This window comes from Brevibacillus fluminis (genome assembly GCF_003710825.1).
GTDB classification, from domain to species: domain Bacteria; phylum Bacillota; class Bacilli; order Brevibacillales; family Brevibacillaceae; genus Brevibacillus_D; species Brevibacillus_D fluminis.
On the sequence record NZ_RHHQ01000003.1, the window covers coordinates 158882 to 179264 of the forward strand.

Annotated in this window: 23 protein-coding genes; 14 read left to right on the forward strand and 9 right to left on the reverse strand. The window is 50.8% G+C overall.

All coding sequences use genetic code 11. The features are described from left to right. The first annotated feature begins 5 nt into the window (after positions 1–5). The 7 genes from EDM56_RS01500 (at position 6) to EDM56_RS01530 (ending at position 6419) form a co-directional block, all read left to right on the forward strand. Positions 6–659, forward strand: a complete 654-nt coding sequence (locus tag EDM56_RS01500; RefSeq protein WP_122916105.1) for an amino acid ABC transporter permease — start codon at positions 6–8, stop codon at positions 657–659. Continuing rightward, a complete protein-coding gene (locus tag EDM56_RS01505; RefSeq protein WP_122916106.1) occupies positions 656–1378 on the forward strand; it encodes an amino acid ABC transporter ATP-binding protein in 723 nt (240 codons plus the stop codon). Before EDM56_RS01500 ends, EDM56_RS01505 begins: the two co-directional genes overlap by 4 nt. 102 nt (positions 1379–1480) lie before the next feature. Further along, positions 1481–2152 (forward strand): response regulator transcription factor, encoded by a 672-nt coding sequence (locus EDM56_RS01510; RefSeq protein WP_122916107.1) that lies wholly within the window; start codon positions 1481–1483, stop codon positions 2150–2152. Continuing rightward, positions 2149–3135 (forward strand): sensor histidine kinase, encoded by a 987-nt coding sequence (locus tag EDM56_RS01515; protein ID WP_122916108.1) that lies wholly within the window; start codon positions 2149–2151, stop codon positions 3133–3135. Before EDM56_RS01510 ends, EDM56_RS01515 begins: the two co-directional genes overlap by 4 nt. A gap of 46 nt (positions 3136–3181) precedes the next feature. Beyond that, entirely contained in the window at positions 3182–3727 is a 546-nt protein-coding gene (locus EDM56_RS01520; protein WP_122916109.1) for a GNAT family N-acetyltransferase, read from the forward strand. A 191-nt stretch (positions 3728–3918) separates the two neighbouring features. After that, positions 3919–4998, forward strand: a complete 1080-nt coding sequence (locus EDM56_RS01525; RefSeq protein ID WP_122916110.1) for a copper amine oxidase N-terminal domain-containing protein — start codon at positions 3919–3921, stop codon at positions 4996–4998. Positions 4999–5168: 170 nt separating this feature from the next. Then, positions 5169–6419 carry an aminopeptidase P N-terminal domain-containing protein gene (locus tag EDM56_RS01530; protein WP_425456268.1) on the forward strand — a complete coding sequence of 417 codons (1251 nt, stop codon included), beginning with the start codon at positions 5169–5171 and terminating at the stop codon, positions 6417–6419. Between the two features lie 103 nt (positions 6420–6522). Here the strand turns inward: EDM56_RS01530 and EDM56_RS01535 are convergent, their stop codons facing one another. After that, entirely contained in the window at positions 6523–7299 is a 777-nt protein-coding gene (locus EDM56_RS01535) for a GNAT family N-acetyltransferase (protein WP_122916112.1), read from the reverse strand. Positions 7300–7454: 155 nt separating this feature from the next. Between EDM56_RS01535 and EDM56_RS01540 the strand changes: the two genes are divergently transcribed. Continuing rightward, on the forward strand, positions 7455–8153 hold the full coding sequence (locus EDM56_RS01540) for an HAD family hydrolase (protein WP_246009218.1): 699 nt from the start codon (positions 7455–7457) through the stop codon (positions 8151–8153). Between the two features lie 50 nt (positions 8154–8203). Here the strand turns inward: EDM56_RS01540 and EDM56_RS01545 are convergent, their stop codons facing one another. The 4 genes from EDM56_RS01545 to EDM56_RS01560 form a co-directional block, all read right to left on the reverse strand. Then, a complete protein-coding gene (locus tag EDM56_RS01545) occupies positions 8204–8899 on the reverse strand; it encodes an LrgB family protein (RefSeq protein ID WP_122916114.1) in 696 nt (231 codons plus the stop codon). Further along, on the reverse strand, positions 8877–9278 hold the full coding sequence (locus tag EDM56_RS01550; RefSeq protein ID WP_122916115.1) for a CidA/LrgA family protein: 402 nt from the start codon (positions 9276–9278) through the stop codon (positions 8877–8879). Before EDM56_RS01550 ends, EDM56_RS01545 begins: the two co-directional genes overlap by 23 nt. 97 nt (positions 9279–9375) lie before the next feature. Further along, positions 9376–10272 (reverse strand): LysR family transcriptional regulator, encoded by an 897-nt coding sequence (locus EDM56_RS01555; protein WP_122916116.1) that lies wholly within the window; start codon positions 10270–10272, stop codon positions 9376–9378. Between the two features lie 250 nt (positions 10273–10522). Then, entirely contained in the window at positions 10523–11002 is a 480-nt protein-coding gene (locus EDM56_RS01560) for a GyrI-like domain-containing protein (RefSeq protein ID WP_122916117.1), read from the reverse strand. 165 nt (positions 11003–11167) lie between these two features. Between EDM56_RS01560 and EDM56_RS01565 the strand changes: the two genes are divergently transcribed. The 3 genes from EDM56_RS01565 to EDM56_RS01580 all read left to right on the forward strand — a co-directional run bounded on the left by EDM56_RS01565 (position 11168) and on the right by EDM56_RS01580 (position 13480). Further along, a complete protein-coding gene (locus EDM56_RS01565) occupies positions 11168–11398 on the forward strand; it encodes a hypothetical protein (protein ID WP_122916118.1) in 231 nt (76 codons plus the stop codon). Positions 11399–11650: 252 nt separating this feature from the next. Beyond that, the gene (locus EDM56_RS01575; RefSeq protein WP_122916120.1) at positions 11651–12838 is read left to right on the forward strand and encodes a cytochrome P450; all 1188 of its coding nucleotides are present in this window, start codon (positions 11651–11653) and stop codon (positions 12836–12838) included. Positions 12839–12952: 114 nt separating this feature from the next. Then, the gene (locus tag EDM56_RS01580; RefSeq protein WP_122916121.1) at positions 12953–13480 is read left to right on the forward strand and encodes a CcdC protein domain-containing protein; all 528 of its coding nucleotides are present in this window, start codon (positions 12953–12955) and stop codon (positions 13478–13480) included. Positions 13481–13577: 97 nt separating this feature from the next. Here the strand turns inward: EDM56_RS01580 and EDM56_RS01585 are convergent, their stop codons facing one another. Further along, a complete protein-coding gene (locus tag EDM56_RS01585; protein ID WP_122916122.1) occupies positions 13578–14006 on the reverse strand; it encodes an SRPBCC family protein in 429 nt (142 codons plus the stop codon). A gap of 199 nt (positions 14007–14205) precedes the next feature. On the opposite strand from EDM56_RS01585, the gene EDM56_RS01590 reads away from it, so the two are divergent. The 3 genes from EDM56_RS01590 (at position 14206) to EDM56_RS01600 (ending at position 17949) form a co-directional block, all read left to right on the forward strand. Next, positions 14206–15756, forward strand: a complete 1551-nt coding sequence (locus tag EDM56_RS01590; protein ID WP_122916123.1) for a class I adenylate-forming enzyme family protein — start codon at positions 14206–14208, stop codon at positions 15754–15756. A 126-nt stretch (positions 15757–15882) separates the two neighbouring features. Next, on the forward strand, positions 15883–16344 hold the full coding sequence (locus tag EDM56_RS01595; protein WP_122916124.1) for a MarR family winged helix-turn-helix transcriptional regulator: 462 nt from the start codon (positions 15883–15885) through the stop codon (positions 16342–16344). Between the two features lie 93 nt (positions 16345–16437). Next, complete coding sequence (locus EDM56_RS01600) at positions 16438–17949, forward strand: MDR family MFS transporter (RefSeq protein ID WP_122916125.1); 1512 nt, start codon at positions 16438–16440, stop codon at positions 17947–17949. An 87-nt stretch (positions 17950–18036) separates the two neighbouring features. Here EDM56_RS01600 and EDM56_RS01605 read toward each other — a convergent pair whose 3' ends face one another. The 3 genes from EDM56_RS01605 to msrA all read right to left on the reverse strand — a co-directional run bounded on the left by EDM56_RS01605 (position 18037) and on the right by msrA (position 20354). Next, positions 18037–18675, reverse strand: a complete 639-nt coding sequence (locus EDM56_RS01605) for a LysE family translocator (protein WP_122916126.1) — start codon at positions 18673–18675, stop codon at positions 18037–18039. 155 nt (positions 18676–18830) lie between these two features. Further along, entirely contained in the window at positions 18831–19232 is a 402-nt protein-coding gene (locus tag EDM56_RS01610; protein WP_122916127.1) for a hypothetical protein, read from the reverse strand. Between the two features lie 168 nt (positions 19233–19400). Beyond that, entirely contained in the window at positions 19401–20354 is a 954-nt protein-coding gene (msrA, locus tag EDM56_RS01615; protein WP_425456264.1) for a peptide-methionine (S)-S-oxide reductase MsrA, read from the reverse strand. Between the last annotated feature and the right edge of the window lie 29 nt (positions 20355–20383).

Genomic DNA, 20383 nt, shown 5'->3' on the forward strand with positions numbered 1-20383 from the left:
AATCAGTGGATACGTTGAACATCATACAGAAAGCGCTCCCCGCCCTTCTAAGCGGCCTCTGGGTTACGCTGGAAATCGCCGTCGTCGCGTTGTTTTTCGCTATGGCGATCGGGCTTGCCTTCGGGTTGCTCCGCATTTCCAAAAACCCGCTTTTGCGCTGGATTGCCGAATTCTACGTGAACATCATCCGCGGTACACCGCTTTTGGTGCAGGTGCTGTTCATTTATTTCGGACTTCCCGGTGCCTTTGATTTCAAGCTCTCGGCTTTTGCAGCCGGGGTCATCGCCATCAGCATCAATGCCGGCGCTTACCTCGTTGAAATATTCCGTGCAGGGATCGAATCGATCGACAGAGGGCAAATGGAAGCAGGACGGGCGCTCGGCTTCACCTATGCACAAACCATGAATTACGTGATTCTGCCACAGGCGGTCAAACGGATGATCCCTGCTTTCGTCAACCAGTTCATCATTACGATCAAAGATACCTCACTCTTGTCCGTCATTGGCATCGCTGAACTGACCATGGAAGGGCAAACCATCTATTCGTCCAACTTCCGCGCATTCGAAATTCTGGGCGCAATCGCTGTCATCTACTACATACTCATCTATGCCTTGACGCTCATCTCAAACAGGCTGGAACGGAGGCTGGCGAAATCATGATTCAAGTCAATCAACTGTGCAAATCGTTCGGCAAGCTTGATGTGTTAAAAGAAATTAACGTCTCGATCACAAACCGGGAAACCGTATGCATCATCGGTCCTTCTGGCTCCGGCAAATCAACCTTTCTTCGCTGTCTGAACCTGCTCGAGACCCCAACTTCCGGAGAGGTTTGGATTGAGGGAACCAATGTCACTGATCCTGGCACGAACATCAATGCCATCCGCCAAAAAGTTGGAATGGTTTTCCAGCAATTCAATCTGTTCCCCCACAAGACAGTGCTCGAGAACATTACGCTGGCACTGCGCAAACTGAAAAAAGTGTCGAAAATGGATGCCGAAGAAAAAGCCATGCGACTTTTGCAAAAAGTTGGGCTGACGCAAAAAGCCAATGTCTATCCGCCAAACTTGTCGGGCGGACAACAGCAGCGGGTCGCTATCGCACGAGCGCTCGCGATGGAGCCGCATGTCATGCTGTTTGACGAGCCGACCTCTGCGCTTGATCCGGAGATGGTGGGTGAGGTTCTTCAGGTGATGCGCGATTTGTCCAAAGAAGGCATGACCATGGTGATCGTCACCCACGAGATGGGATTCGCACGGGAAGTGGCAGATCGAGTCATCTTCATGGACGGCGGCTACGTCGTAGAAGAAGCGAAGCCGGACGAGCTGTTTACACGTCCCCGCCACGAACGAACGCAAGCCTTTTTAAAGAAAGTCCTCTAAGACACAACCATGACCACACCTCTGACATCCACTCGATTCGGAGGTTTTTTCCCGTTCCGGTATTGTATAATTGATGAAGAACACGCACAGGGAGCGAACATCATGCCGTACAAAGTCTACCTTGTAGAAGACAATGAAGATTTGAACGCGATTTTGAAGAAATATTTGGAGAAGGAAGGATATTGTGTCGAAGCATTTTTGGACGGCTACACGGCGCAAAAATGGCTTCACACCTCGCCCGATCTCTGGATTTTGGACATCATGCTTCCCGATATCAATGGATACACGCTGCTGAAAGAGATTAAGGAAGTTCAGCCAAATGTGCCCATCATCTTCATTTCGGCAAAAAATGAAGAAATCGACCGTGTGATCGGGCTGGAGCTGGGCTGTGACGACTATATCTCCAAGCCTTTTTTGCCACGCGAACTGATCATCAAAGCGAAAAAGTGGCTGGAGCTGACCTATGGGGTGAAACCGGCTTACAACAAGACGACTACAATCTCCGGGTATGTCATCAACCGTGAAAGCCACACCATCCGTGAGAACGATGTCACCCTTTCCTTATCCGCGAAAGAGTTTGACCTGCTGCTGTTTTTCATCGACAACCCCAATCAGGCGTTTTCGCGCGAACAAATTTTGGAGCGAATCTGGGACAAGCATTACTACGGATCGGACCGCGTGGTGGATGATACCATCCGGCGCATTCGCAAAAAACTGCCCAATCTCCCGTTAGAAACCATGTACGGATATGGCTACCGCCTGGTGAAAAAATGAAAGACAAACCGTTCGGCTTTCAAATCTGGATGACCATGACGGCTTTTCTCGTCTTCATTACCTGCATCGTCACCTTGGTGCTGATCAACTATCTCTCGTTTGACCTCTTGAAAAATCTCATTCGCATTCTGCTCGTCATCTCGATTGTGAACATCGGCATCGCCAAAATCATCACCAACAAAATTACGGAGCCGTTACGTGATTTAGAGCGAAAGGTGCGTCAAATCGCCAACAAGGAATGGGCCGAGCCTATCCGCCTTAACCGGAGCGACGAATTCGGCAAGCTGGCCACGTCCATCAACATGATGCAAGATTCATTGAAAAAAATGGAGATGGACGAAGAGATTTTCCTCCAAAACGTCTCTCATGACTTAAAAACACCCATCATGGTGATTCGCAGCTACGCGCAAGCATTATCAGATGGTGTATACTTGAACGATTCTTTGGAAGACACGGTCGCCATTATTGAAAAAGAAGCGGTCAATCTGGAGCAAAAAGTAGAAAAGCTGCTGTACCTCAATAGCCTTGATTATATATTGGAGCGCAAAAATGAACGTCATAAGCTCAATCTAAAAGCTTTACTGGAGCAGCTTTCCCGACGGTTTGCCCTCAATTCGCATCATCACCGGATCGAAACAAGCCTACAAGATGCTTTCATTCTCGGCAATGAGGATGAGTTGACCGTCGCTTTGGAAAACATCCTCGAAAATAATCTTCGTTACGCGTCAACGACCATCCACATCTCGACAGATGTTTGCCTCTATCAAGCTGCCGAGCATGTACAAATTTCCATCCTCAATGACGGTCCCCTGATTGAGGAGGAAGTTCTTCATCACTTGTTCAATCACTTTTACAAAGGCAAAAACGGAAAATTTGGACTCGGATTGTTCATCTCACAAAAGATCATCCAGTTCCACGGCGGTCATATGATGGCGACCAACACAAAAGCAGGCCCGCTGTTTACGATTCTGCTGCCGGTTTGACCCGGCAGAGAGCCAGAGACCAACGATAAAAGAATCGAGGGATATCATGTTCATTGACAAGCGCGAATTCCACGTAAAGGAAGTCCGTTACACGATCCGCTCCGCAGACGTTGCCGATGCGGCACAGCTGTCTGCCTTGCGAGTGAAAATTGACGGTGAGACGGAAAACATGGATAGGGAAAAAGGCGAGGCATTCATCGATGCGCCTGGCTTTGAACAGCTGATCAAAGCGGACGCCGAAGCTTCTCGCAACTTGTTTTTAGTGGCGGCTGTCGATGATCGGCTTGTCGGCTATTCCCGATGCCAGGGCAGCGAATTGAAACGACTCGCGCACAAAGTCGAATTCGGGGTGTGCGTGCTGCAAGAATTTTGGGGATGTGGGATTGGGCAAAATTTGTTGAAAGAGTCGATTGCTTGGGCAGATTCCACCGGGATTCGCAAAATCGCATTAAGCGTTTTAGAAACAAACGAGAAAGCGATTGCCCTTTACCAAAAGCTCGGCTTTGCCATTGAAGGGGTGCTCAAAAAAGACAAAATCCTTTCCGACGGCAATTACTACGACACCATCGTTATGGGCAGATTCCACGAGTAAGCCCCGGCCGAATAAGCGAATCTGCGAAAATTTTTTTGTGCCCGCTTTAATGAAAGAATGGTCGTCAGCTCTAGTAATAACCTGTTTGCTGTAAAAAAATATGTGAACATGATGAAACGTTCGAAAGAATGCTGCCGTCAAAGGATGCAGAACCACACACAACACAACAATGAAATTGGAGATGATTCCTGATGAAACGTGCGAAACAACTCGGTTCCGCTCTAATGATGGCGGCATTGCTCACTACATCGTTCACGACTCTTCCGCAAGTGCATGCGGAGTCTACCTTTAATCCTACTGCGATCCAAATCGATCCGCCTGCGCCGCTGGTTAACCTGCAAATCAATGGCGAAGCGCTCGATCCGCAAAAAAACTATATCTACCAAAACGAGAAAGATCACTATATGGTGCCGTTGCGCGAAGCCGCTGAAAAGCTCGGCTACAAGGTCGAATGGAACCAGACGAAAAAAATGCTGGAGCTCAGCAAAGGCCCGCGCTTCTTCATGATTCAAATCGGCCAAGACAACTACAATATCAACAAGATGCAAGTAAAATTGGGCGATGCCCCAATCCTGAATGAAGGCAAAACGTATGTGCCATTGTCCTTCTTCAGCGAGGTGCTGAAAGAGAACGTGAAAGCCAACGACAGATTCCACCTGACCATCACCAGTCAAGATGCGCAGCCAGACGTACATGTTGCGCCGATCAAGGATGGCACCGTGACCGAAATCGTTCATGGCAAAGAAGGCTATTTCGTCACCATAAACGGATTCGCTTACGGCATGCGCCTCGGCATCTATGACAAAACCGAAATCGTTTCGGCTGACGGTAAAAAGCTGGCGGTAACCGATCTGAAACCAGGCATGAGCGTTTCAGCCACAATCGGCGCAGCGATGACAATGAGCATTCCGCCGCAAGCGACCGCCTCCAAAATCGTCGTGAACGAAACTGTGCCTGAGCTGCTGGCGACCCAAGGGGAAATCGCTGAAGTAACCACCCAGAAAGACGGCTCCAAAACCGTCCTCATCTCCAACGGCATCGGCCTCAACGATAAAGGCTTCGAGAGCGTGCTGCTCAAGCTTTCCGCCGACACGAAACTGATCAATACGCTGGATAACAGCGAGATCAAAGCGGATCAGTTGAAGAAGGGCCAAAAAATTGTCGCCTTCTACGGTCCGATTGCAACAAAAAGCTTGCCTCCACAAACACAAGCTATCAAGATTTTGGTAGATGTCGAACTGGAGCAAACGACGCTTCCAGCGCCGAAATAAGCAGATACCGTAAAAAAAGCTGTTGACCCTAGCCGTCAGCAGCTTTTTCTTCGTATCCAAATAGATGAAAGTATCCTAAAATATAGAAGTAAGAAGAGCGCCTTTCACATACTGGATCAGGTCATAAAGAAACTCACGAACGAAGGGGTAGAAAACAAATGACAAGTACAATGGATTCAAAAGAATTCATCAGTCGCCGACAAAGGCTCGCAGAAAAAATGCCTGATCACAGCGCTCTTGTACTATTTTCAGGGGTTGTCAAGACACGCAGCCATGACGATAAATATCCATATACACCGAACCGCAACTTCTACTATCTAACCGGCATTGCGCGCAGCAACCTCATTCTCATGATCACGAAACGCGCTGGCACTGTGACCGAAACGTTATTTCTTCAGCGACCAAATGAACTGGAAGCGAAATGGACAGGTGCCGTCTTATCGGATCAAGAGGCAAAGGAGCAGTCTGGTATCGAACACTTCGACTATCTCGATGAGTGGCTCCAGTCATTTGCAACCTTTATGAGGCGCTGCGAAGGCAAGGGCTCGCTCTATCTTGACTTGTATCGCTATCTGTGGAGCGATGAGCTGACCCCTGCAGAGACTTTTGCCGAAGACGCGCAGAAGAAATACCCGACCCTGCAGATTCACGATGCGGGCCCATGGCTGAAAGAACTGCGTATGGTGAAGAGTCCAGCAGAGATCGAAGAAATCAGACGTGCGATTGCCATTACGGATGAAGCGATACGACGCATGTGGTCGCATGCACGTCCTGGAATCATGGAATATGAGCTAGAGGCGCACTATGATTTCACGTTGAAGTCGCATGGTGTTCGCGAGCTTCCTTATTTACCTATTATTGCTAGCGGAATCAATGCTACTGTCTTGCACTATGAAGCGAATGATCAGCGCACGGAAGATGGTGACTTGGTCCTCCTCGACCTCGGTGCAGCATCGAACTACTACGCGGCTGATATTTCGCGAACGTTTCCCGTGAACGGTCGCTTTACAGAACGTCAGAAAGAGATCTATCAACTCGTACTCGAAGCAGAAATCAAGACCATCGAAGCAGTGAAGCCTGGTGTCACACTTCAACAACTAAATGAGGTCACGAAACAAGTCTTCACAGATGGCCTGCTACGTCTCGGTCTCATAAAAGAGAGCAGTGAGCTGTCCAACTACTACTATCATGCCGTGTCTCATCACCTTGGACTGGATACGCACGATATCTCGGATTACAGTGCAGTCATGCAACCAGGTATGGTGATCACGATTGAGCCTGGTCTGTACATAGAGGAAGAAGCGATTGGCATTCGGATTGAAGATGATGTGTTAGTAACAGCAGACGGCTTCGAGGTGCTATCTTCACAGATCCCGAAGGAAATCGAAGAAGTGGAATTGTTAATCGGGAAAAAGGAATAGCGAACGTTTGCGAGCCAATATCTTGGCGATTAAAATGACTGGGACTCCTTGATTGATAAGGAGTCCCGGTCTCGCTTCGGTTATGGTGAAGTCCGGCATTGCTTTACGTCCATTCTTGCCAATTTATTTTGTTAAACTTGTCTCTCGTCATGATTTCGTGTGTCACGAATTTGCCTCGATAAAACAAGCTGTAGGACGTATACGGTGACGGCGCACGACGCGCTTCCTCCCGCGTAGCGATCTTATGTTTTTCAAACGGTATGCCTGCCTCACGGGCTGCCTGCTCCAGCTCGTCAGCATAAAACTCAGTAAACGGGCACTGATTCGTATAAAACAGCTGTAGCCCGTTCCGCTCATCGATTTCTGACTTTTGCTTTTGCACATGTTGACAAAAGCGCGGAAGCGGTGCATCGGCTTGAAATCGATTGACCAGCAATTCGAAATACGGAAGCGCCGTATCACAGGTAACGAACCCATGATGGGCAAAAAATTTCTTGTCCGACAGGTAGGGACGCTTTCCTTTTCCCGCGATCACCACGATCCCGTTCATATTTTGGGCATCGCGGATGCATTCGGCTAGCAGTCTGGCAGCGAGCCCTTGGCCTTTGAATTGACCGGAAACCCACAGGCAATTGATGAAAAGGTAGCCCGGCGCCTCGACTGGAACCCAGGCAAATTCGGCCGGCACATATTCAATGAATACTTTTCCCCGGACGTTTCCTTTCTTGAATCGAAATCCTTCCGCAAAACGTGCTTTCATCCAGTCTTTTTTCGCTTGCACGCCATTCGCCGTTTTGGGATCGCCGAGCGCACAGCAAATATGCTCCTGGTCGATATTGGCCTCCGTCAGGCTGATGAATTCGATCGGATTGGTTTGCATGCTTCCCCTCCCCTCATTTTTCCATTATATAGTAGAATAAGTTAGCAAATCTGATCTTCCTATGAAAATTCATTGAAAGAACACCCATCGTCAGGTATCTTCACTATATTGCTACTTTCGGATACTTGAGGTGAAAAACATTGGAAGCTTGCAAAGTGATTCTATTCGATCTAGATGATACGCTTTATGATTTTTCAGCTTGCTGGGAAACCGGCATGCGCGAAACAATCCGCACGCACCCGTTGACCCGCGATTTGGACACAGACGCTTTTTATGAAAAGCTCGCTTACTACAATGATGCGCTTTGGCCGCAAATCGCCGATCGATCGCTCACCTTTAACGAATACCGGCACGTTCGCCTCCAAAACTCGCTCGGCCACTTCGATCGCCAGGCAAAGCGGCAGGAGTCGGATGATTTCCAGGCACTCTTTCGGCAAAAAAACGAGGAGAACATGCTGCCTGTAGAAGAGACGACGGCCCTTATAACCGAGCTGTCCGGTCGTTACCGTCTGGGGATCGTCACGAACGGTCCCGCCGACATGACGGACAAAAAGCTAGAGCGCCTACAGCTTGCCCACTTGTTCCCGCCGGATACCGTCTTCATCTCCGAGCTGATCGGCCATCACAAGCCGGACAAGCGGATTTTTCAGCATGTTCTGGCGCAAATGGGCGCAGATGCACATGAGACTCTGTTTGTCGGTGACAACTGGATCGCGGACGTTGCAGGCGCAATGGACGCGGGCATTTCTGCGGTTTGGCTGAATGCGCATGGTCACGAGCCGCAGACGCCCCATGTTCCCTTGGCCATGATCGAACAGCTTGCGGATTTGCGCACGGTACTGAAAAAGAAATAAACAAAGCCTCCACACGGGATGCAACTCCCCTGCGGAGGCTTTGTTTGCTGTTAGGTCATCCATGCCTGAACGATGGGCAGCAGCATAAACGCCCATGCGACGGTGATGATCGCTCCGACGATATTGGACAGGCTGGAGACCGTTCCCTCCACCTCGCCTCGCTCAAACGCCTTCACCGTGCCTAAAGCGTGAGCCCCCATTCCATACATCATCCCGATGGCCAGCGGATGCCGGACATGGAACAGCCGCATGATTTTTGGTCCCAAATACATGCCGGCAAAGCTGGTCAGCATGACAAACACCGCGGTCAATGCCGGAATGCCGTGAATCGATTCGGATAGACTGACGGCGATTGGTGTCGTGATCGAGCGCGGAATCACGCTCAGCACCGCCTGTCCGCCCATTCCCAGCAAGTAGGTGGGAATCATTCCACCGATGATGGCGGCGAGTGAGCCGACCGAAAGACTGAACACGATGACGCGCCAGTTCGCCCGCAAGATCGCCCAGTTACGGTAGAGCGGGATCGCAAACGCAACGGTGACCATATTGAGCGCTTCCGTAAACAGCGACGTCGCGTGCTGGTACTCCTCGTACGGCAATCCGATCGTAAACAGGATCCCCATCATCGCGAGCGGAGTCAGAATAATGGGAGATGTGAGCCATCCCGGCTTTTTTCGATTCAATCGTTTGCAGTACAAATAAAGGGCGACGGTAAAGCAGACACTACATATTTTTAGCAGCAGCATGCGTTTTCACCTCACCGGAACGGATACGCACGCGCAGCAGACGGTCGGAAACGACACCGGTGACCATCATCGCAAGGCCGGTGCCGCACATCACGATCAACAGGACAAACAGCCCTTTGACTCCGATCAGCCACGGAAACTTCATGATCCCCACAACCGCAGGGACGAAGAACAAAAGCATGTCGGCAAACAGGATCGCCGCTCCTGCCTCCACCCAATTTAGGCGCACGACACCTAGCTGAAGACTGAAAAACAGAAGCGCAAGTCCGATCAAGCTGCTAGGAATGCCGATATGCGTATAAGCAACAAACGCTTTTCCGATCAGCGAAAACAACAGAATGAGACAAATTTGCGGGAACGCGTGAAGCCACTTCTTCATAGATGACACCCCTCGATCACAATGATAACGATCTCATTCTAAGGTGCATCGATCCATTCGTAAAATACATATAATACATGAAGTTGATGCAAAAAAGTTATAGCTGATCCCGTATCGACCAATTCGCCTCCGCATAGCGGATAAAAGCGCGTGCCGCATAGGAAAGATAGCGATCACGTCGGTAAATAAGCACTAGTTTCCAATCAATGTGCGGTTCACTAATCGTAACTGCCTGGATGCTCCGCTGGTTTAGCCGGCGCACCATCGAGCGCGGCACGAGCGCAATCCCCAGCTGGGTCGCCACCATTTCCCCGACCAAATCCCACAGCTGGCTCACATACGCCACTTTTGGCTCGAACCCGGCCTGTGCGCATGCCTGCCTGACCACGTCATGCAAGACGAATTCCTCCGAAAACAAGATGAATGACTCATTTTTAAGCTCCGCAAGACGGACCGATTCCCGTTCGACCAACCAATGCTCGTTATCCGCGATGGCCACCAGCTCCTCAGACAGCAGCGGCACGGTCTCGAAAAGTGCTTCATCGACCGGATGCACCGTGACTGCGACATCCAATTCCCCTTGCTCCACTTGATGCTGCAGCTGCTTGGCCTTGTGCTCCACCATTTGCATCTCGATATCCGGATATTCTTTACGAAAGCGAGCGATCGTGTGAGGAAACAAGAGCGAGCCGACCGTCGGCATCAGCCCCATCTTCACCCTCCCCCGTTTCATGTGCACCAGCTCGTCCACTGACAAGGTGAGCTGCTCCATCATCTGCAAAATGGTCTGCGCCTGCTCGAACACCATGGCGCCAGCATCGGTCAGCACTACCTTCCGCTCATTCCGGTCCAATAGCACCACGCCAAGCTCCTCTTCCAAGCTCTTGATCATTTTGCTGATCGACGGCTGGGATACAAGCAAGGTTGTTGAGGCGCGCGTAAAGCTTTTCTGCTTGGCCACTTCCACAAAATATTTTAGCTGCCGTATATCCATAAGCCCCCCCAACCTACAACGTTGTAAGCGATATGTACAGCGAGAATTGGTCGTTTCCCTTGCCATTATACGCTTAAATTGTGCTTTTTGCAGGAACCCGACTTTATGAATGTTAGAAAACCTGGCTTCGCCAAGCTTTTTGGCGGAGCCGCGGTTGCACTTATACTGGATAAGAATTTTTATAAATTCTTATCTGTACAAAAAAACCAGCTCCCATAGCGGGTAGCTGGTTTCCCTTTATCGTCTAGACTTATTTTTTCTCTTGTACCGGAATCAAAATGGTGAAGGCGGGTTGGTTGTCATAGGGATCCTGCCCGAATGGGTATTCCTCCAAATGGGTCAGTCCATCGGTGCTGCGGACGTAGCCTTGCTCTTCAATCCATGCATATAGGGTGCGATACGACTGCTCGATATCGTCTCCCTTCTGATGGGCTACCACTGCATACGTGGTCGGCTCTACAGTTACCGTTTCCCATCCTTCCGGGAGCTGTCCGCCGTCCTCGATCTGAATCGCTGACAGATGGATGAATCGCCCTGGTTCCCGATGATACGAGAGCCCCAAATGAATGTCAGGTTCGTTACCGCCCGTAACCACTTGTGCTTGTTTCTTCACCTGTTGCATCACGTCCCGAATGCCCCCGGCAGCAGCCTCCTCGAACGTGCCTTCCCATTTGATCCCCGCAACCGTGAATGAAGGTTTGTTTTCCAGTCGCGCCTCGATGGTTTTCATGTTTATCAACTCCTACCCTTATTTACATACCAATTATTATTATCTTGAATATACAAAAGGCTTGTAAAGTAATTTTTTCCCTTAAAACCTTTTCATCCATACATGGGCGTTTGTCCATTTCTCTGTGCGATTGTCTCGCATACAGTATAGGGGGAGGTGAACGCAATGCCACCATGGTTAGAACGCGCAACCTATTTGATCGGCCAGCCCGTAGGGGTCTCGCTTGTGGACGGCACAGGTGTGTCCGGCGTTTTGTGTAAAATTGAGCGCGGTCAAATCTACCTGATGCAATATTTGTATCAAGCCCAGTATGCGACGAAGCATTACCGCTTCGACCAAATCCAAAACATTACACCTTACCCCGGCTGCTCACCCCAGCCCGGTCCTTATTTCTAATCAACCGCCTTTATCCTTTCCATTAGAAAACCTGGCTACGCCATGCTTTTTGGCGGAGTCGCGGTTGCCCCTATACTGGATAAGAATTTTATAAATTCTTATCTGTATTCGAAAGACCAGTCCCTTTGGGCTGGTCTTCTTTGGGTCACGTTTCACTGTGGTTGTTATCCGCATAAAATGGCAGCCCATAAGGGATACTTTTCCTGATTCGCATAAGGATCAATCTCAATTGTGAGCGGAGGACCCCCTTCTATGGCGACGCCAACGAAAGCGATCTTTTTTCGTCATCTGTTTCCAAGCAAACTCGAAAATTGGGAGCGGTTCGGCTGGTATAAAAAAATGCGTGAGGAAAGCCCAATTCATTTTGATGAACAGGCCGGTGCTTGGGACCTGTTCCTTTTTGACGATGTGGAATGGCTGTTGAAAGAAGCCTCGCTCTTTTCCTCCGAGCGGCCCACACTGGAGGGAGACGTTCGCAGCCTGCTGAGCCTAGACCCACCAAAGCATACGCAGCTGCGGGCAATCGTCAACAAAGCCTTCACCCCGCGTGAACTGGAGATGTGGCGTCCGCGCATCCAAACGCTCGTGACGAAGCTGCTCGACGATTTGAAAGGAAAAGATACGGTCGACATCATCCGGGATTTTGCCTATCCGCTGCCCGTCATCGTCATAGCTGACATTCTCGGCGTCCCTTATGAAGATATGGATAAATTCAAAGAGTGGTCGGACATTTTGGTGGAGGGGCCGAAAAGTATGACGGCCGAAGCCGTCGAATCCCTGCTCACCGAAAAACTGGCCAAGCAGAAGGAAATGTATGCGTATTTTGATGAGATCATTGCGCAAAAACGGAAAAATCCGCAAGAAGATTTGATTTCGGTCATCATTTCGGCGGAAGTGGACGGCGCCAAGCTGGCTGACAACGAAATACGCGCATTTTGCAAATTGCTGCTGGCTGCGGGGAATGAAACCACAACGAATTTGATCGGCAATGGCATGTATTGCTTATTAGAGGATCGCTCCATTTTTGAACGGGTGAACAAGGAGCCCGACCTGATTCCGGGAGCCATCGAGGAAACGCTGCGCTTTCGCTCGCCGGTTCAGGCGATCAACCGATTTGCCAAGCAGGATATCGAATTGAGAGGCCATTCCATCAAAAAAGGCCAGGAGGTCGTCGGCTGGATCGGCTCCGCTAATCGCGATGAAACGCACTTCCTTTATGCTGACACATTCGACCCTGCGCGGCAGCAAAACAAGCATCTCGCGTTTGGCAAAGGCATTCACTTCTGCCTGGGTGCCCCACTGGCCCGTCTGGAAGCAGCGTTGGCTATGCCCGAGCTTATCAACCGCTTTCCCGACATGCGCTTGCCCGAAAACCTGCAGCTCGAACCGATTGTGAGCGGCTTTGTCTACGGCCTAAAAAGCTTGCCTGTCCAGATATAAGCCCACAAAAGGATGGACCCACCAATTGAGCAGACACAAAAAATCCCCAAAGATAACCACCGGGATTTTCTGCTACAATCTAACCATATGCAATTAAGGTTGGGGGTCGAAGACATGCACAATCTGGGACAATTCGCTTTCCCAGCTCTGCTGATCATCTTTGTTCTGTATCGTCGGATCAAACGGTCGGTGGGCTTTCAAAAATTTACGCCGCGCCGGATGCGCTTTCGTATGGTGATATTCGCAATCATCGGGCTGTTGCTTCTGGTTGCTGGATACGTTCATCCGATCCTGTATCTGGCTGACGCTGCTGGCATCGCCTGCGGCATCCTGCTTGCGTTTTTTGCCGTTCGGCACTGTACATTTGAATGGCGCGGTCCCGATTTGTACCACCGGACACACATCGGGATCGAGATGGCTGTATTGGCGCTCTTTCTCGGCAGGCTCGCATTTCGCTTTGCCTTTATGTTTTCACCGGCAGGGCAAGCCGCGCTGGCGAATGATCCAACGCAAATGCAGCAATACTCGCGTGACCCATGGACGGCTTTCGTATTCTTCATTTTGGTCGCCTATTACATTTGGTACTACCGCTTTTTGCTCAAGGAAGGAACCGCTCGCCTCGGCTCTGGCAAAACCGAGTGATGTCGCAGCCCTTCCTAAAAAAGGCAGCAGCTTATCTACGCTGCTGCCTTTTTCCATACGTGGGATGTGGCAAACCTGAAGGATCATCCCCGCTTTGTCAGCCGTTTTGCTCCCTTTCGATCTTTTCCTTAATCGCCGCCGCCACCTGTTCCCAGTGTACCCTCATTTCTTCCCGGACTGCTGCATTCGCGAGATGCTCTTGGTGAAAGCTGATCGTGGTTTTCTCCCCTTTTGCCGCAAGAAATCGGATTTGCAGCGTGGAAGGCTTGTCCCACTGCGCTTTTTGCCAGCTAAGACGAAGCTGCTGATGCGGTCTAACGATCCGCAGCTGTCCGTTTACGCCTGCATCAGACCCGAACGTTGCCCTGGGTTCAAGCGCAACCATCCTGCTTGCTCCCAGCCACATGTCCGCAATCTCGCCTGTCGTAACCAGCTCCCATGCACGTTCAGCCGGAATGGGGAACGTCCGCCTCACGCCGATTTGAAACCCACCCGATTTCGTTTGCCCCGTTACTCTTTGCTCCATCGCCGTTCCCTCCTTTAATGATGCTTCCTACTTGTTATTATAAAACCGTCGTTAGCCAAAACACAGCGTCATTTCCAGTCCCTTCCTTCACTCCAAGCTGCTCCCGTTATTAGCCACCATTGGGTAAACCTAAGCAAAAGTCACCATACTACCAATGGAACCAACTTCATTTGTCACTGTGGAAGGGAGCAACACCATCATGACCACGCTTCACACCTATTTGACCCAGCGCGCCGCATCGACTCCCCATTTAGAGGCGCTCGTGGCAGCGGATCAGCGCTTTACGTATATGGAATTCAACAACCGCGTGAACCAGCTTGCCGCCTACATGCTTGCTGCGGGCGTTACCAAGGGCGATCATATCGGCATCCTGTGCAAAAACAACCACCCTTACCCCACCATCTTGCTCGCGGCATTGAAAATCGGCGCGGTTGCCATCCCGCTGAACTGGCGACTGACTGCCTATGAGATGCAGGGGATTATGAAAATTGCCGAGCCTAGGATGCTGTTTTACGATGAAGAATTCGCCGACACCCTGTCCCTGCTCCGCGGCATAAAGTTCGTGCCCGTCAGCGAGGGCTTGGTGCTTTCGCCCGAATTCGATTCGATCTTTTCAACTTACTCGACAGCTGAACCCGCCAGCGCCCCGATCAGCGACCAGGACTTGGCCTTCATCCTGTTTACATCGGGCACAACGGGTATCCCCAAGGGCTGCATGATCGCCCACGAATGTTATGATTTGTACATGCGGCAGCAGCAACCGCACCCCCGGGTCGAGGCTGGCTTGCGCTTTTTGGCCGTCCACCCGATGTTTCATATGAGCAGCACGTCATTGATCTTCTTTCACATTTTACGGGGCAATACGATGGTGTTCCTTGATGACCAATCCCCCGCCGCCATTCTCGATATGATTGCAAAAGAAAAGATTCAGACGATGTTTGCCTTTCCGTCCGTTTACGCCCACCTCTGGGAGGAAATCCGCCAAGAGGGACGGGATGTCTCCTCCCTCCTGTACGTCTCCGCAGGTGGAACGAAAGTACCGGCCTCGCTCATTCGCCGCTATTTGAAGATGGGCATTCCGATGGGAAGCGGTTACGGCAGCACGGAAGCCGCTTTCGTTAGCCATTGGAATCCATCCATGGGAATCGACACCGCCGAATCGACCGGAACGCTGATGCCACAGGTACAGGTCAAGATCGTCGATCCGCAGAGTGGAGAAGAGCTGCCGGCAGGAGAGGTCGGGGAAATCATCGTCAAAAGCCCGTATTTGTTCAAAGGGTACCTCAACAATCCGGAAGCGACGGCGCAGACAATCCGAGACGGCTGGATTCATATGGGCGATGCAGGCAAGCTTGATGAAAACGGGCTCCTGTACGTTTCAGGACGCTTTAAGGAGATGATTTTGTTTGGCGGCGACAACATTTATCCGGCAGAGCTGGAAGAAGTCATTCACAAAATTCCCGGTGTGCTGGAGGTAGCCGTCATCGGCGTCCCTCACGAGGAGATGGGCGAAGCTCCACTTGCCTGCATCATCAAGCACCCGACCAGTCGCCTTACAAAAGAGGATATCCTCAACGAATGCCGCGAACGGCTAGCAGCCTACAAAATTCCTGACGTCATGTTCGTCGACCACCTGCCCAAAAATGGCGTAGGAAAAGTATTGAAGGCTGTGCTAAAAGAACAGCTAGCCGGTGACAAGGCGCCGTCTGCAGTGAAGAAACTCGATGTCAAGCTCACCTCCACGCCTTGATGAGAGCTGGGGCGGATCGGGCTAGAATGAGGCCTGACCCGCCTTTTTCCATATTGACAGCCAATACGCTCTTTCGTAGAATAAAAAAGTTCGAATTCGAATTAATAAAGAAAGGACCGAATCTGCATGCATCCTGACGAGGAAGATTGTTCCCCCCGTTTCCCTTTTGGAGTCGATGATGCACCCGCAGGCTACTTGCTCAAAATGGCCTCTCATGCCATCAGGCGCGATATTGAGCACCAGCTGCGCCCGCATGGCTTGACTCCAAAGCAGCACCATGCCTTGACCATCCTGACGCTCAACCCGGGCATTACCCACACCGATCTGGAAAAGCCGCTTCACATCGAGAAAGCAAGCGTCACCAGCCTGATCAACGGTATGGAGAAAAGAGGCTGGCTCGTTCGCAAGCAGCATCCAGAAGATGCGCGAATCAAGCAAATCTTCCTGACAGAGGAAGGGATGCAGATGCACAAGGTGTCCGTTCAGGCCGTTCGTCAGGCACAAGTTCGCTTGAATCAGGCGTTTAGCCCCGAGGAGAACGAGATCTTGCGAATTTTGCTCCGAAAAGTCGTGAATGCCTACTCTTAACGCCAAGCCCTCATTTGCTTCTCTACAACAGAGGCATTGTGACAAAATAGTTTGAACTCGAACTTATATTTCCTACAAAATGGGAGGATTTCAATGGATCAGAAAAAAACAAATACGACGCTGACCGTTGTCGGCCTGATGCTTGGGCTTTTGCTCGCAGCGTTGGACCAAACTATTGTGTCCACCGCCATGCCTACGATCCTGGGCATTTTCGGCGGGCTGGACAAATTCGTCTGGGTCTACTCCGCCTATCTGATCGCCAGCGTCGTCGGCATGCCGATCTTCGGCAAACTCTCCGACATGTATGGCCGCAAGCGTTTTTTCGTCCTCGGCTTGGTCATCTTCATGCTCGGATCGGCTCTCTGCGGAACTGCGCAAAGCATGACGCAATTGATCTTGTACCGTGCGATACAGGGCATCGGTGGCGGTGCGCTTATGCCGATCGTCTTCACGATCGTGTTCGATATTTTCCCACCTGAAAAACGCGGGAAAATGCAAGGTTTATTCGGTGCCGTTTTCGGGCTGTCCAGCGTGCTCGGGCCGCTTGCCGGAGCGTTTTTCACCGACTATGTAAACTGGCGCTGGTGCTTTTACGTCAATCTGCCGCTTGGTATCGTGTCGCTCATCTTGATCTACATGTCTTATCACGAAACACGTTCCAGCCATAAGCAAAAAATCGACCTGCTGGGAACCGTACTCATGGCGCTCTCCGTCATGTGCCTGATGTTCGGCCTAGAGCTCGGCGGCAAAGAGTACGCTTGGGGCTCGGGCCAAATCATCGGGTTGTTCGCAGGATTTGTGATTTTTCTTATTGTCTTTCTTCTGTGGGAGCGTAAGGCAAGCAGCCCGATCGTCACGCTGTCGCTGTTTCACGATCGCCTGTTTACCGCCAGCATGGGCATTGCTTTCTTTTACGGCGCAATCATGATTTCCGGTGCCACCTACATCCCGCTGTTCATTCAAGGCGTTTTTAGTGGATCTGCCACGAGTGCAGGCCTCGTGCTCACGCCGATGATGCTTGGCGTGGTGGCCAGCAGCATGGTGGGCGGCCGCTTTATTGGAAAAGCCAGCTACCGCGCGATCATGTTCGTATCCGTCGCCCTCATCATCATCGCGGTTGCGCTGCTCGGCACGATATCGATCGAGACAAAGCAGTGGGTCGTCACTCTTTACATGATTTTGATGGGATTCGGGATGGGCGCTTCCTTCCCGATCATCTCGACGTCTGCCCTGCATAATGTTGATTTCAAAATGCGCGGTAGCGCCAACTCGATGAACACGTTCTTCCGCTCTATCGGTTCTGCAATCGGCGTTACCGTTTTCGGCTCCTTGCAAACACACCAACTCGGAATAAGCATCCAGCAGCTCGTTCCCCCCCAATTCGCTGAGAAGCTTGGCGATGGGCGCGGACTTTTGCAGGAATCGGTGAAAAACGCGATTCCCGCCGATTTGTATCACACCCTGCTGTCTGCCTTGGCTGATTCCATCGCTTTCGTTTACCAATGGGCGATTTTGATCGGCGTTCTGGCCGCTGTCTGCATATTTTTCATGGGAAATGCCAAGCTGCAGCTTCCTGGCAAAGCGAAGGAAAAAGCGCCGCAATAATACGTGCCTAGCAAAATATAAAACGCCTGAACGGATGGCCTTATGCCGCCCGTCAGGCGTTTTTTCCATGATACGATTGCTAACCGGTCAAATCAAAGTCTGATAGCCATTCCAAAACACCTTCGCCGCGAAATACAGAAACAGCAAGGCAGACAAGAGTGAAAACCCGCGAATCAGGCGCGGCCCCAAAAGCTTGCCGCCTTGGCTGCTCACGATCGCAACGGCAAAGGACCAGAGCAACCCAGCCGCGAAAAATCCGAAAAAGAACAGCGGAAGCGACAGCTCATCGACAGCGTGATTGGCAGCGATGATGCTCCCGCCCACGGTGGCGAACCAAAGAATCGCAGAAGGTGAGGCCAGCGCCAGCCCGATTCCGGACATCAAGTTTTTCAGCGGCGACTGACCCGTGTTGCCATTTCCCTCCGCATCGAGGTCAAGCCGCTTCGGCCGCGCCACCTCGCGGAACATGTTATACGTCAAATAGAGCAAGATCAGCGTCCCGCCGATCCACAAAATCCAGCGGATGACCACCTGCTCTAGCAAGAGAGAAATGCCAACCATCGACAGCGCCGCATAAATCAAATCGCCAATCCCTGAGCCAAGGCCGAGAAACAGCGCAGGCACAAATCCCCGCTCCACACCCGTCCGTATCATCGCCACGTTGACCATGCCCAAATCGAGGCACAGTGAAATCGAAAGGAAAAATCCTGATAAGAAAAATTCCATGAGGCTGCCTCCCAGAAAAGATTACACTGAATGTAAGAATATTTAACATAATCAGTATTATATCGGCAGCCACCGGATTCCACAAGAGGGAGTTTGAGTCGGACATCATGCGTCATGACGATGAGGGCTTGGTTTGGTCAGGCGGCAGCCTGGAATTATCCCTTAGGCTTCTCTCCCAATAAACCCAACAAAAACATTTGCGAAAAAGCGAACCCATGCGATGTTTTCGAGACAATCGAAGGAATGGTCAAGTTCAGGTCTAGGTAGGTTGAAAGGATCAGGTGTGTGAATTCCTTTTGATTTGTTAAGGCGTGCTCCTGCAATCGCTGCGCGAACTCCTTGCTGACCTTTTCTCTCCCGCCGAACGCTTGTTGCAACTGGTATCCGGCCAAATAGAGATCAGCTGCCAGCTCTTCATCGGACTTCTGATGTTCAGCTACATAGGTTGAAATCCACTCTCTCACTAACGATGAAGTATCCTTATTGTTTTCCTTTGCGACCTGTTGAAAACTTTCTTTCAATTCTTTAGACATGCGTATGTGCAAATTCGCATCCATCTCACGAATCCCCCTTTGAAAGAATAGATGTATCATACACGATCCGTAATCACATTGCAAACACATTGTGCATACGATGTTAACACAAACATTTGATCATCGCTTTCCTTTTTATAATTAAAAAAATGCGCCCAGGCTCCCCTGGACGCATTCCCTCTCTTTTTTCAATCAATCGAACAAAACCAAATACTTACCGTAGCCTTCCTTCTCCATCTCGCTTTTCGGAATAAAGCGGAGCGCTGCGGAATTGATGCAGTAACGCAGCCCCGTCGGCTCAGGACCATCCTCGAATACGTGGCCCAAGTGCGAATCCGCTGTGGCGCTGCGCACCTCCGTGCGCACCATGTTGTGCGTCACATCTAGCTCCTCCTTGACTTCTTCCTCGTCGAGCGGCTTCGTAAAGCTCGGCCAGCCGCAGCCTGAATCGAATTTGTCCAGCGAGCTGAACAGCGGAATGCCGGACACGATATCGACATAGAGGCCCTCCGCCTTGTTGTCCCAGAACTCATTGCGAAACGGCGGCTCAGTCGCATTGTTTTGCGTCACTTCATATTGGATGGGCGTCAGCCGTTTGCGCAACTCTTGCTCAGACTTGTCATCCTTCCAGTGCGTCTTGATGAACTTGTCGCGACCCGAGCCTGTACGGTACATTTTGTAGCGGAACGGATTTTTTTTGTAATAATCCTGATGGTACTCCTCCGCTTCATAAAATGGACCCGCCGACAAAATCTGCGTCACGATCGGCTTGGAAAACCGGCCGCTCGCCTCCAATGCCCGCTTGGACGCTTCCGCCTGCTCGCGCTGCTCTTCGCTGTGATAAAAAATCGCGGTCCGGTACGAATCGCCTCGATCATAAAATTGGCCGCCGGCATCGGTCGGGTCGATTTGCTGCCAGAACAGATCCAGCAACGTTTGATAGGAGAAGACCGCCGGATCAAAGGTGATCTGCACGGCTTCATAATGTCCTGTTGTCTCGGAGCACACTTGCTTGTAGGTTGGATTTTCTACCGTTCCGCCGGTATAACCCGATACGACTTTGATAATGCCCGGCTGTTCGTCGAATGGTTTGACCATACACCAAAAGCAGCCGCCGGCAAAGGTTGCGATTTCGTGAGTTGACATGCGCATTTTCCTCCTTGGCATTTCCTCTT